Origin of the sequence: Pseudomonas borbori (assembly GCF_900115555.1) — a bacterium.
Taxonomy (GTDB): domain Bacteria; phylum Pseudomonadota; class Gammaproteobacteria; order Pseudomonadales; family Pseudomonadaceae; genus Aquipseudomonas; species Aquipseudomonas borbori.
Genome location: NZ_FOWX01000003.1, coordinates 69,572 through 81,902, shown reverse-complemented (window position 1 = coordinate 81,902; position 12,331 = coordinate 69,572). Strand labels below are relative to the sequence as shown.

The window sequence follows — 12,331 nt, the reverse complement described above, 5'->3', positions numbered from 1 at the left end:
CGACGCCATGACCTTGCACTACCCTACTATCGCCGATTGCGTCGGCAATACGCCGCTGGTGCGTTTGCAGCGCCTGCCCGGCAATACTTCCAATACCTTGCTGTTGAAGCTGGAAGGTAACAATCCGGCCGGCTCGGTGAAGGACCGGCCGGCGCTGTCGATGATTACCCGGGCCGAGCTGCGCGGCGATATCCGCCCCGGCGATACCCTGATCGAGGCCACCTCCGGCAACACCGGCATCGCCCTGGCGATGGCTGCGGCGATCAAGGGTTACAAGATGATCCTGATCATGCCGGACAACTCCACCGCCGAGCGCAAGGCGGCGATGACCGCCTACGGGGCCGAGTTGGTGCTGGTGTCGCGCGAGGAGGGCATGGAGGGCGCCCGCGATCTGGCCGACAGCCTGGAGCGCGGTGGTCGCGGCAAGGTACTCGATCAGTTCGCCAATGGCGACAACCCCGAGGCCCACTACCTGGGCACCGGCCCGGAAATCTGGCGCCAGACCCAGGGCCAGATCACCCACTTCATCAGCTCCATGGGCACCACCGGGACCATCATGGGCGTCTCGCGCTACCTCAAGGAGCAGAATCCGCAGGTGCAGATCGTCGGCCTGCAGCCGATGGAAGGCGCGACCATTCCCGGTATCCGTCGCTGGCCCGAGGAGTATCTGCCGAAGATCTACCAGGCCAGCCGCGTCGACCGGATCATCGACATGGCCCAGCGCGAAGCCGAGGATGCGATGCGCCGTCTGGCGCGTGAAGAAGGCATCTTCTGCGGGGTGTCCTCCGGCGGGGCGGTGGCGGCGATGTTGCGCCTGTCGGCGGAAGTGGAGAACGCGGTGATGGTGGCGATCATCTGCGATCGCGGCGACCGCTACCTGTCGACGGGCGTGTACGACACGCCGGGGCTCTGATGGCCAAGAAAGCCGGCGGCTTGCGCTTCCAGCCCAGTGGCGGCGTGCGTGCGACGCAAATTCCACTGGGCAAAAAGCAGCAGCTCAGCATCGAACGCCTGGCCAGCGATGGTCGCGGCATTGCCTTCGCCCAGGGGCGCACCTGGTTCGTCAGCGGCGCCTTGCCCGGCGAGCAGGTCGAAGCCCGGGTCCTGGCTGCGCGCAGCCAGGTGGTCGAGGCGCGCAGCGAGCGGATCATCAGCGCCAGCCCGGAACGGCGCGACGAGCCCTGTGCCCATGCGCGCACCTGTGGCGGCTGCAGCGTGCAGCACATGAGTCATGCCGATCAGCTCGCCCTCAAGCAGCGCATGCTCGGCGAGCAGTTCAGCCGCCTGGCCGGTCTGCAACCGGACGAGTGGGCGTCCCCGTTGGTCGGGCCGGAGTTCGGCTACCGTCGCCGCGCACGCATCGCCGTGCGCTGGGACGTCAAACACAAGCGGCTGGACGTCGGCTTTCGCGCCACGGCCAGCCAGGACATCGTCGCCATCGCCGATTGCCCGGTGCTGGTACAGCCCTTGCAGCCAATCCTGCGCGCATTGCCGGCGGTCCTGCGGGCGCTGGAAAACCCGCGGGCCATCGGCCATGTCGAGCTGTTTCATGGCAGCGCCAGCGCCGTATTGGTGCGTCACACCGCGGCTTTGGGCGAGGCCGATCTGGCGCGCTTGCAGGCATTCTGCCTGGCCCAGGCTGCGCAGCTCTGGCTGCATGGCATCGGCGCGCCGCAGCCGTTCGAGCCCGAAGAGAACCTGGGTTACCGCCTGCAGCGCTGGGATCTGCAGCTGGCCTACCGGCCCGGCGATTTTGTTCAGGTGAATGCGCCGGTCAACGAGGCGATGGTCGCCCAGGCGCTGGACTGGCTGGCGCCGCAGGCGGACGAGCGGGTCTTGGATCTGTTCTGCGGTCTGGGTAATTTTGCCTTGCCGCTGGCGCTCCGGGCTCGTGAAGTGGTGGCGGTGGAAGGGGTGCAGGCGATGGTCGAGCGGGCGGCGCGCAATGCCGCGAGCAACGGCCTCGACAACCTGCAGGTGTTCCAGGCCGACCTGTCCAACCCGCTGGCCGAGAGCGGCTGGGCGCAAGGCGGTTTTGCTGCCGTGCTGCTCGATCCGCCGCGTGACGGCGCGTTGCAGCTGGTCAGACAAATGGCCACATTGGGCGTCAAACGTGTGCTTTATGTGTCGTGCAACCCGACTACGCTGGCCCGTGACAGCGTCGAGTTGCTGGGGCAGGGGTATCGGCTCGAACGGGCAGGCATCCTCGATATGTTTCCGCAGACCGCGCACGTCGAAGCGATGGCGCTGTTTGTCAGGCGGTAGATGAGTGCGCCTGGATAAGGCGGCAGGGTGCTTGGTTTTTCCGCCCCCGCCCTTATCTAAGTGCAGCAGGGGTGCACAAGGAGTGCACCTTAAGTGGTTAAACCGACCGGGTCGAAGAAGTCCGGCGACTGTCCGGTGTGCCTGCGCGCACCCTAGGGAAGGTAAGCAAGATGGTTCAGGTTAGAGCGCACCAGCCGATCAACGATGACGGCAGTATCAACCTAGAGGCTTGGCTGGCCCATGTGCTCAGCGTCGATCCGGCGCTCGAACACGACGCCTTGCTAGAGGCCTGCGAGTTCGCTCGCGAGGCCGAGCAGCAGGCCAATGCGGCACAGAATCTGTGGTCGGAAGGCTCCTCGAGCTTCCGTGCCGGCCTCGAGATCGCGGAGATTCTCGCCGACCTCAAGCTCGACCAGGATTCGCTGGTCGCCGCCGTCATCTACCGCGGCGTACGCGAGGGCAAGGTGACCCTGGCCGCCGTGCACCAGCGCTTCGGCCCGGTGGTGGCCAAACTGGTCGACGGCGTGTTGCGCATGGCGGCGATCAGCGCCAGCCTCAACCCGCGCGACTCCCTGGTACTCGGCTCCCAGGCCCAGGTGGAGAACCTGCGCAAGATGCTGGTGGCCATGGTCGACGACGTGCGCGTCGCCCTGATCAAGCTGGCCGAGCGCACCTGTGCGATCCGCGCGGTCAAGCATGCCGACGACGCGAAGCGTCAGCGCGTGGCCCGCGAGGTCTTCGACATCTATGCCCCCCTGGCCCACCGCTTAGGGATAGGCCATATCAAGTGGGAGCTGGAAGACCTGTCGTTCCGCTACCTGGAGCCGGAGCAGTACAAGCAGATCGCCAAGCTGCTGCACGAGCGCCGGCTGGATCGCGAGCAGTACATCAATGACGTGATGAGCCACCTGCGCCTGGAACTGGAAGCCACCGGGGTCAAGGCCGACATCAGCGGGCGGGCCAAACACATCTATTCGATCTGGCGCAAGATGCAGAAAAAGGGCCTGCAGTTCAGTCAGATCTACGACGTGCGCGCGGTGCGCGTGCTGGTGCCGGAGGTGCGCGATTGCTACACCGCCCTCGGCATCGTGCACACCCTCTGGCGGCACATCCCCAAGGAATTCGACGACTACATCGCCAACCCCAAGGAAAACGGCTACCGCTCGCTGCACACCGCGGTGCTCGGCCCGGAAGGCAAGGTGCTGGAGGTGCAGATCCGCACCCAGACCATGCACGAGGAGGCCGAGTTGGGCGTCTGCGCGCACTGGCGCTACAAGGGCACCGACGTCAAGTCCGGCTCCAACCATTACGAAGAGAAGATTTCCTGGCTGCGTCAGGTGCTTGAGTGGCATGAGGAACTGGGTGATATCGGTGGGCTGGCCGAGCAGTTGCGCGTCGATATCGAACCGGACCGGGTCTATGTGTTCACCCCGGATGGACACGCCATCGACCTGCCGAAAGGCGCCACGCCGCTGGATTTCGCCTACCGGGTGCACACCGAGATCGGCCACAACTGCCGTGGCGCCAAGATCAACGGGCGCATCGTGCCGCTCAGCTACAGCCTGCAGACCGGTGAGCAGGTCGAGATCATCACCAGCAAGCACGGCACGCCGAGCCGCGACTGGCTGAACTCCAACCTGGGTTACGTCACCACCTCGCGCGCGCGGGCGAAGATCGTCCACTGGTTCAAGTTGCAGGACCGCGACCAGAATGTCGCCGCCGGCAAGGCGCTGCTCGAGCGCGAACTGGCGCGCCTGGCGCTGCCCCATGTGGATTTCGAGAAGCTGGCCGACAAGGCCAACCTGAAAAATGCCGAAGACCTGTTCGCCAGTCTAGGTGCCGGCGACCTGCGTCTGGCCCACCTGGTCAACCTGGCGCAGCAGTTGGTCGAGCCGGAGCGCGGCAACGAGCAGCTCGAGCTGATTCCGCGCAAGGCCACGGGCTTCCGCCCAGGCAAGCGCGGCGATATCCAGATCCAGGGGGTCGGCAACCTGTTGACGCAGATGGCCGGGTGCTGCAAACCGTTGCCGGGCGATCCGATCGTCGGCTACATCACCCTCGGCCGCGGCGTCAGCATCCACCGTCAGGATTGCGCCTCGGTGCTGCAACTGGCTGGCCGCGAGCCGGAGCGGATCATCCAGGTCAACTGGGGGCCGGTGCCGGTGCAGACCTACCCGGTCGACATCATCATCCGTGCCTACGACCGTTCCGGTCTGCTGCGCGACGTGACCCAGGTGCTGCTCAACGAGAAACTCAACGTGCTGGCGGTCAATACCCACTCGAACAAGGAAGACAACACCGCGTCGATGTCGATCACCGTCGAGATCCCCGGGCTGGATGCCCTGGGCCGCTTGCTCGGGCGCATCTCGCAGTTGCCCAATATCATCGAGGCCCGCCGCCACCGCGCCTCCTGAGCTGCTGCGCTCTATCTGGCGTTGTTGAAGGCCTACCGAAAAATGCTCATTGGCTAGAGCCAACTCCGCGTTTTCGGTAGGCCTTCGCCTAGCCAGCTATTCGCTCGCGACGCTCAGGTGACTGTTATAGCCGTAGCCCGGATGAAATCCGGGGAATTGTGTCAGGGCATTCCCGGATTGCATCCGGGCTACGTTTACCAAGGATTTTCCATGTACCAACTCGACGACCTGCTGCACCTGATGGCCCGTCTGCGCGACCCGCAGCATGGCTGCCCGTGGGACTTGAAGCAGTCCTACGCGAGCATCGTGCCCCACACCATCGAAGAGGCCTACGAGGTGGCCGATGCCATCGAGCGCGGCGACTTCGAACATTTGCCGGGGGAGCTGGGCGACCTGCTGTTCCAGGTGGTGTATTACAGCCAGTTGGCGCGCGAAGAAGGGCGCTTCGAGTTTGCCGAGGTGGTCGATGGCATCACCCGCAAACTGATTCGACGCCATCCCCATGTGTTCGTCGACGGCGACCTGTATGGCGCCCCCGATATGGCCAGGCTGGAAGAGGCTGCGGTCAAGCAGCGCTGGGAAGAGCTCAAGGCCGAGGAGCGTGCCGAGAAGGCCGCCGCGCCCGAGCAGTTGTCGTTGCTCGACGATGTGCCCAACGCCTTGCCGGCCCTGAGCCGCGCGGTCAAATTGCAGAAGCGCGCCGCCCAGGTCGGTTTCGACTGGCCAGAAGCCTTGCCGGTGGTGGACAAGGTGCGTGAAGAGTTGGATGAAGTGCTCGAGGCCATGAGCGAGAATGATCCGCAGGCGATTGCCGAGGAGGTCGGCGACCTGCTGTTCGTGGTGACCAACCTCGCCCGTCACCTCAAGGTCGATCCCGAATCGGCACTGCGCGCGGCCAATGGCAAGTTCGAGCAGCGCTTTCGTTTTATCGAACAGGCATTGCGCGAAGCGGGGCGGGCCATGGAAGATTGCGGCCTGGAAGAACTGGATGCGCTCTGGGGCGAAGCCAAGAAGCTGGAAAAGCAGCAAGCACCGGATTGCTGATTGCACTGGATTGGTTCCATCCATCCATTATTTATTGTTCGGAAAGGTAGGTTATGGCGATCTCACTACGCGATCAGTTGCTCAAAGCCGGGCTGGTCAACGAAAAGCAGGCCAAGCAGGTCAGCAAGGAAAAACAGAAGCAGCAGCGCCTGCAGCACAAGGGCCAGATCGAGAAGGACGACTCGCAAAAGCTCGCCGCCCAGCAGGCCATGGCCGAGAAGGCCGCGCGCGATCAGGAGCTCAATCGGCAGCAGCAGGAAAAGGCCGAGCAGAAGGCCCGGGCCGCGCAGGTCAAGCAACTGATCGAAGTGTCCCGGTTGCCCAAGCTGACCACCGAGGATTACTACAATTTCGTCGACGACAAGAAGGTCAAGCGCCTGTCGGTGAACAAGCTGATGCGCGACAAGCTCAGCAGCGGCACGCTGGCCATCGTGCGCAGCGGCGGCGGTTACGAGGTGATCCCGCGCGAGGCGGCGCTGAAGATTCAGGAGCGCGATCCGCGCCGGGTGGTCTTGCTCAATACCCCGACCGAAGCTCCGGATGCCGACGATCCATACGCCGCCTACCAGGTACCGGATGATCTGATGTGGTAAGCCAAGCGGTGCAAGCCCGGATGAAATCCGGGGACGGCTTAGCGCCAGGCATCGCTCCCGGATTGCATCCGTATTTGGTCTCCGGGCATTTCGTAGGAGCGGCGGGGCGCCTAGCCCATGCCCGCGATAGCGCGCCCGCAATAAAAGCATCGCGGGTATGGAACTAGGCGTCCCCCCCCGCTCCTACAGCCGCAGAGGCTGGCGCCTAGACATAGGGTCTAGTTTCTGGTGCATGAAAAAGCCGGGCATCGCCCGGCTTCTCTATTTCTAGTGTCTGGAGATCAGTCGCGGCGGCCTTCGACCGGTTTGCCGTCGACAGTGCCGTCCTTGAGCATGATCTGGTATTCCTTGCCGTCCTTCTCCACCTGATGCAGGCGTACCAGCAGGTAGCTCCAGTCCTTGGCGAACCAGAGTACAGTTTTGCGGCTGCTTTGCGTCGGGTCACGCACGCGCTCGACCTTGATCGCGTCGACCTGACCGGCTTTGGTGCGTACCACTTCTTCGCCGAGGACGCGGAAGTCGTAGGTTTCGATTTCGTCGCCGTCGATCACCTGGTAGCTCATGCTTTTCTTGCCGGCGGCGACGTCATATTGCAGCGCCAACTGATAGGTCGACTTGTCCTGCAGGCCGCGATCGAGCGGAAAGCTCACCGGATCGCCGCGGTCGCTACCGGTCACTCGCTTGCCGGCCCAATCGAAGTCGTGTTCGATTTTCTTGCCTTTGCCCAGGCCGCTGCGCTCGAAGCGATAGGTCAGGGGCAAAAAGGCACTGTTGTCGTGACGGAAGGTGCTCTGCTCGTTGAGGCTGGCGACCAGCATGGAGGCTTCGAAGCTGAGCTGCCAGCGCTCGTTGTCCAGGGCCTGCAGGCTGCGCTGCGCGGTGCCGCTGACCGGCAGCTGCTTCCAGTCGGCGGTATAGCTGGCGGAGAACGGCTTCAGCTCGCTGGCCAGGGCCGGCAGGCTGAATAAGGCGAGGGCGAACAGTAGGGCGCGACGCATGGTATCTCCTAGGGTCGGATCAGGTGGCCGGTGCCCGGCAGTGGCTGGCCATCCAGCATTGCGCCTTGCGCATCCAGACGCAAGCGGCCTTCGGCGAACCAGCGCACGGCCAATGGGTAGATCAGGTGTTCCTGCTCGTGCACCCGCTGCGCCAGGCTGTCCAGCGTGTCGCCCGAGCGTACGGGAATCACTGCCTGTACGACCAGGGGGCCACCGTCGAGTTCCTCGGTGACGAAGTGCACGCTGCAGCCATGCTCGCCGTCGCCCGCCTCGAGTGCCCGCTGGTGGGTATGCAGGCCCTTGTATTTGGGCAGCAGCGAGGGGTGGATGTTGAGCAGGCGTCCGGCGTAGTGGCGGACGAAGTCGCTGCTGAGGATGCGCATGAAGCCGGCCAGCACCACCAGGTGCGGTTCGCAGGCGTCGATGGCCTTGATCAGAGCGGCATCGAAGGCTTCACGGCCGGCAAAGGCCTTGTGGTCGAGCACGCAGGTGTCGATGCCGGCGGCCTTGGCGCGTTCCAGGCCATAGGCATCGGCGCGGTTGGAGAGCACCGCGCGGATGCGTACCGGGCTATCGTCCGCCTGGCTGCTGTCGATCAGCGCCTGCAGGTTGCTGCCGGAGCCGGAGATCAGCACCACTACATTGCAGACTGCTGGCATCAGTGGCTTTTCAGGTTGTTCAGCACGACCCGCTCGGCGCCTGCGGCGGCCGCGGCGATCTGGCCGATGACCCACGGCTGCTCGCCGGCATCGCGCAGGGTCTTGAGGGTCAGTTCGACCTGGTCCTGGGCCACGCAGATGACCATGCCGACGCCGCAGTTGAGCACGCGGTGCATCTCGGTTTCGTCGACGTTGCCTTGCTCCTGCAACCAGTCGAATACCGCCGGGCGCGTCCAGCTGGCCACGTCGACCACGGCCTGGGCGCCCTCCGGCAGCACCCGCGGGATGTTGTCGAGCAGGCCGCCGCCGGTGATGTGGGCCATGGCCTTGACCGCGCCGGTGTCCTTGATCAGCTTGAGCAGCGGTTTGACGTAGATGCGCGTCGGCGCCATCAGCAGGTCGGTCAGCGGCGTGTCGTCGAGCTGGATGGTTTCGATGTCGGCGCCGGCGACTTCGATGATCTTGCGGATCAGCGAGTAGCCATTGGAGTGCGGGCCGGAGGACGGCAGGGCGATCAAGGCATCGCCGCTGGCGACCTTGGAGCCGTCGATGATCTCGGCCTTCTCCACCACGCCGACGCAGAAGCCGGCCAGGTCGTAGTCCTCGCCCTCGTACATGCCCGGCATCTCGGCGGTTTCGCCGCCGACCAGCGAGCAGCCGGCCAGTTCGCAACCGGCACCGATGCCGCTGACCACGGTGGCGGCCACGTCGACGTTGAGCTTGCCGGTGGCGTAGTAGTCGAGGAAGAACAGCGGCTCGGCGCCACACACCACCAGGTCGTTGACGCACATGGCGACCAGGTCCTGGCCGATGCTGTCGTGGCGGTTGAGGTTCAGCGCCAGGCGCAGTTTGGTGCCGACGCCATCGGTGCCGGACACCAGGACCGGTTGCTTGTAGCCGGCCGGAATCTCGCAAAGGGCGCCGAAGCCACCCAGGCCACCCATGACTTCCGGACGCGCGGTGCGTTTGGCCACGCTTTTGATGCGCTCGACCAGGGCTTCGCCTGCGTCGATGTCTACGCCTGCGTCCTTGTAGCTGATGGAGGGTTGCTTGCTCATAGATCCAGGCCTTTAAGGGGAAGTTCGGATGTGCACCGGCGCTGCGGCGGTCGGTCTGCGAAGGCGCGCGATTTTATCAGGCTTGCCGGGCAGCGACCACCCGCGGCGTGCGCTGGTTGCCGGGGCGCGGGCGGCTGTTTAAGGTATAAAGCCTGTACCATGGCCTGCACGCCGCCTTCCGTCTGTCGAGAACCTAGTCATGCGCCTGATCGCCCGTCTGTTGATTTGCTGTCTGCCACTGTTCAGCCTGTCCAGTGAGGCAGCGACGGTGAGCGATCTGTATCAGGTCCGCGAGCCGGTCGCCAGCCAGCAGCCGGAGGAACGTGACAATGCCCTGGGCCGTGCCCTGCAGACCCTGGTGCTGCGTTTGACCGGCGACCGCGAGGCAGTGAACAACCCGGCGCTGGCCGAGCTGCGCCAGGATCCGCAGCAGATCATCAGCCAGTACGGATACGAAGAGGACAGCCTGCTGGTCGATTTTGACCCCGTCAGCACCGACCGCAGCCTGCGTCAGGCCGGGTTGTCGCTGTGGGGCGCTAATCGCCCGGCGATTCTGGCCTGGTGGCTGAACGATGGCAGCGACGGTTCGAGCCTGGTCGGCGATGGCCAGAGCAGCGCCGCAGCCTTGCATCAGGCGGCGCAACACCGTGGTTTGCCGCTGCGCTTGCCGATTGCCGACTTGAACGAGCAGTTGCTGGCGACACCCGAGAACCTCGGCGCGGCCGAGCCGCAGGCGCTACGCACTGCCTCCGAGCGCTATGCCGCCGATGCCCTGCTGGCCGTGCAGGCGCGCGAAGATAACGGTCAGTGGCAGGCCCAATGGCGTCTGTGGTTGGGCGATACGCGCGAGCAAGGCAAGGCCCAGGGCGCCGATCAGGCGGCACTGGCCGATGCCGTGCTGTTGCTGGTGAGCGAGCGGCTGGCGCAACGCTACGTGGTTGCCCCGGGCGCGGCGACCAACCTGACCCTGGAGGTGCAGGGCGCCGATCTGGCGCGCTATGCCGAGCTGCAGCGCATTCTCGAACCGCTGGCCGCGCAGTTGCACAAGGTCGAGGGCGATCGCCTGATCTACCGCGTCAACGCCAGTGCCGAACAGCTGCGCGCGCAATTGGCGCTGGTGAATTTGCAGGAAGTGACCGTTGACCCTCAGCCGGTTGATGCCAGCCAGTCGCCGCAGCCGCCGATCGGCGAGCCGGCGCCCCAGGTGTTGCGGCGTGACGATGTGTTGCGTTTTCGCTGGTAGACTGCCGCGAATCGCCAAGCGGCAGCTTGCAAGCCGCCATCGGCACGTCAGTGCGTGCGTGGCACTGTCAGGCTCTGTGCATGAGCCGGCAGATTGCCTGGTTGCACCAATCGAGGGTTGAGCATGATTGATTCACGTCGCTGGCTATGGATGGCTGGGCTGCTCCTGCTCGGCTGGCTGCTGTATCTGCTGCAACCGATTCTCTCGCCGTTCCTGATCGGCGTGCTGCTGGCTTACCTGGGCGATCCGCTGGTCGATCGGCTCGAGCGCTGGAAGCTCTCGCGCACCTGGGGCGTGATCGTGGTCTTCGCCCTGTTCAGCCTGATCCTGGCGGTTTTGCTGCTGGTGCTGGTGCCGATGCTCGGCAAGCAGCTGATGCGCCTCTACGAACTGGCGCCGCAGATGCTCGACTGGGCGCAGCATCAAGCGCTGCCTTGGGTGCAGGCCAGGCTCGGCCTGATCGATGGTTTCTGGCGTTTCGATCAGCTCAAGGCGGTGTTCTCCGAACACCTGGGTAAAACCACCGATATTCTCGGCATGCTCCTGTCGAAGGCCACTGCCTCGGGCCTGGCCCTGCTGGCCTGGCTGGTCAACCTGCTGTTGATCCCGGTGGTCAGCTTCTATCTGCTGCGCGACTGGGATCTGCTGGTCGCCAGGCTGCGTGGTCTGCTGCCGCGCGACCGCGAAGGTCTGGTGGTGCAACTGGCCAGCGAATGCCACGAAGTGCTCGGCGCCTTCCTGCGCGGGCAGCTCCTGGTGATGCTGGCGCTGGGGGTGATGTATGCCGTCGGCCTGATGCTGATCGGCCTGGAGCTGGGGCTGTTGATCGGTTTGCTGGCCGGCCTGGCCAGCATCGTGCCTTATCTGGGCGTGGTGGTGGGGATCGGCGCGGCGCTGACTGCCGGCCTGTTCCAGTTCGGCGGTGATTTCTACCCGTTGCTGGCGATTGCCGCGGTGTTCACCGTCGGCCAGCTGCTCGAAGGCATGCTGCTGACACCCTGGCTGGTCGGTGACCGCATCGGCCTGCATCCGGTGGCGGTGATCTTCGCGATCATGGCCGGCGGCCAGCTATTCGGTTTCACCGGCGTGCTCCTGGCTCTGCCAGTGGCGGCGGTGATCATGGTTTTAGTGCGTCATGCGCATGATTTATATAAACTTTCCGACCTTTATGGGGAGCCCCCCAGCGCGTCAGACGAGCCGATCAACCCCGCATGAGACCCATTCAACTGCCCTTGGGCGTGCGTCTGCGTGATGACGCCACCTTTGCCAACTACTATCCCGGCGCCAATGCCGCGGCGCTTGGCTATGTCGAGCGTCTGTGCGAAGCCGAGGCCGGCTGGGCGGAGAGCCTGATCTACCTCTGGGGCGGTGCGGGAGTGGGGCGCAGTCATCTGCTCCAGGCGGCCTGCCTGCGTTTCGAGCAGCGCGGCGAGCCGGCGGTGTATCTGCCGCTGGCCGAACTGGTCGAGTACGGCCCGGCCATGCTGGATAACCTGGAACAGTGCGAGCTGGTCTGCCTCGACGACCTGGATGCCGTGGCCGGGCGCAGCGAGTGGGAAGAAGCGCTGTTTCACCTGTTCAACCGCTTGCGCGATAGCGGTCGGCGTTTGCTCCTGGCGGCCGGCAGTTCGCCGCGCGAGCTGCCGGTCAAGCTGGCCGATCTGCAGTCGCGCCTGACCCTGGCGCTGGTCTTCCAGTTGCAGTCGCTGTCCGATGAAGACAAGTTGCGCGCCCTGCAGTTGCGCGCCTCGCGCCGCGGCCTGCACCTCAGTGATGAGGTCGGCCGTTTTATCCTGACCCGGGGCGAGCGCAGCATGAGTGCGCTGTTCGAGTTGCTCGAACGCCTGGATCAGGCCTCCCTGCAGGCCCAGCGCAAGCTGACCATTCCCTTTCTTAAAGAGACACTGGGTTGGTAATGGTCGATTGGTTGGTCGTCGCCACTAGCGTTTGATGGGTTACGCCGCGCCTATATCCGTGATGTCGCCGGGTTAGCCTGCAGGCGGCTAACCTACGCGGCCCGACCCATCCTACGGACTGTCTGGACGGGCAGCACGCTT

General features: G+C 64.7%; 11 protein-coding genes. 8 read left to right on the top strand and 3 right to left on the bottom strand.

Translation table 11 applies throughout. From position 1 onward, the window contains the following. Nucleotides 1-7 precede the first annotated feature (7 nt). The 5 genes from cysM (at nt 8) to BM315_RS02980 (ending at nt 6,316) form a co-directional block, all read left to right on the top strand. Nucleotides 8-913, top strand: a complete 906-nt coding sequence (cysM, locus tag BM315_RS03000; protein WP_090497679.1) for a cysteine synthase CysM — start codon at nt 8-10, stop codon at nt 911-913. Continuing rightward, nucleotides 913-2,265 (top strand): 23S rRNA (uracil(1939)-C(5))-methyltransferase RlmD, encoded by a 1,353-nt coding sequence (gene rlmD, locus BM315_RS02995; protein WP_090497677.1) that lies wholly within the window; start codon nt 913-915, stop codon nt 2,263-2,265. The genes cysM and rlmD overlap by 1 nt, the downstream gene beginning before the upstream one ends. Before the next feature lie 170 nt (nt 2,266-2,435). Continuing rightward, nucleotides 2,436-4,679: a GTP diphosphokinase gene (gene relA, locus BM315_RS02990; protein ID WP_090497674.1), complete on the top strand. Its 2,244-nt coding sequence runs from the start codon at nt 2,436-2,438 to the stop codon at nt 4,677-4,679. Between the two features lie 210 nt (nt 4,680-4,889). After that, a complete protein-coding gene (mazG, locus tag BM315_RS02985; RefSeq protein WP_090497672.1) occupies nt 4,890-5,723 on the top strand; it encodes a nucleoside triphosphate pyrophosphohydrolase in 834 nt (277 codons plus the stop codon). 53 nt (nt 5,724-5,776) lie between these two features. Then, a complete protein-coding gene (locus tag BM315_RS02980) occupies nt 5,777-6,316 on the top strand; it encodes a DUF2058 domain-containing protein (RefSeq protein ID WP_090497670.1) in 540 nt (179 codons plus the stop codon). 281 nt (nt 6,317-6,597) lie between these two features. Here the strand turns inward: BM315_RS02980 and BM315_RS02975 are convergent, their stop codons facing one another. The 3 genes from BM315_RS02975 to purM are packed head-to-tail and all read right to left on the bottom strand — an operon-like array spanning nt 6,598 to nt 9,031. Continuing rightward, nucleotides 6,598-7,314 (bottom strand): DUF3108 domain-containing protein, encoded by a 717-nt coding sequence (locus BM315_RS02975; protein ID WP_090497668.1) that lies wholly within the window; start codon nt 7,312-7,314, stop codon nt 6,598-6,600. Nucleotides 7,315-7,322: 8 nt separating this feature from the next. Then, nucleotides 7,323-7,973 carry a phosphoribosylglycinamide formyltransferase gene (gene purN, locus BM315_RS02970; protein WP_090497666.1) on the bottom strand — a complete coding sequence of 217 codons (651 nt, stop codon included), beginning with the start codon at nt 7,971-7,973 and terminating at the stop codon, nt 7,323-7,325. Then, nucleotides 7,973-9,031, bottom strand: a complete 1,059-nt coding sequence (gene purM / locus BM315_RS02965) for a phosphoribosylformylglycinamidine cyclo-ligase (RefSeq protein WP_090497664.1) — start codon at nt 9,029-9,031, stop codon at nt 7,973-7,975. Before purM ends, purN begins: the two co-directional genes overlap by 1 nt. Before the next feature lie 199 nt (nt 9,032-9,230). Between purM and BM315_RS02960 the strand changes: the two genes are divergently transcribed. The 3 genes from BM315_RS02960 (at nt 9,231) to hda (ending at nt 12,190) form a co-directional block, all read left to right on the top strand. After that, nucleotides 9,231-10,274, top strand: coding sequence for a DUF2066 domain-containing protein (locus tag BM315_RS02960; protein WP_090497662.1), 1,044 nt, complete (start codon nt 9,231-9,233; stop codon nt 10,272-10,274). A 123-nt stretch (nt 10,275-10,397) separates the two neighbouring features. Continuing rightward, nucleotides 10,398-11,489, top strand: coding sequence for an AI-2E family transporter (locus tag BM315_RS02955; protein WP_090497660.1), 1,092 nt, complete (start codon nt 10,398-10,400; stop codon nt 11,487-11,489). Further along, nucleotides 11,486-12,190, top strand: coding sequence for a DnaA regulatory inactivator Hda (gene hda, locus BM315_RS02950; protein ID WP_090497659.1), 705 nt, complete (start codon nt 11,486-11,488; stop codon nt 12,188-12,190). Before BM315_RS02955 ends, hda begins: the two co-directional genes overlap by 4 nt. Nucleotides 12,191-12,331: the final 141 nt, after the last annotated feature.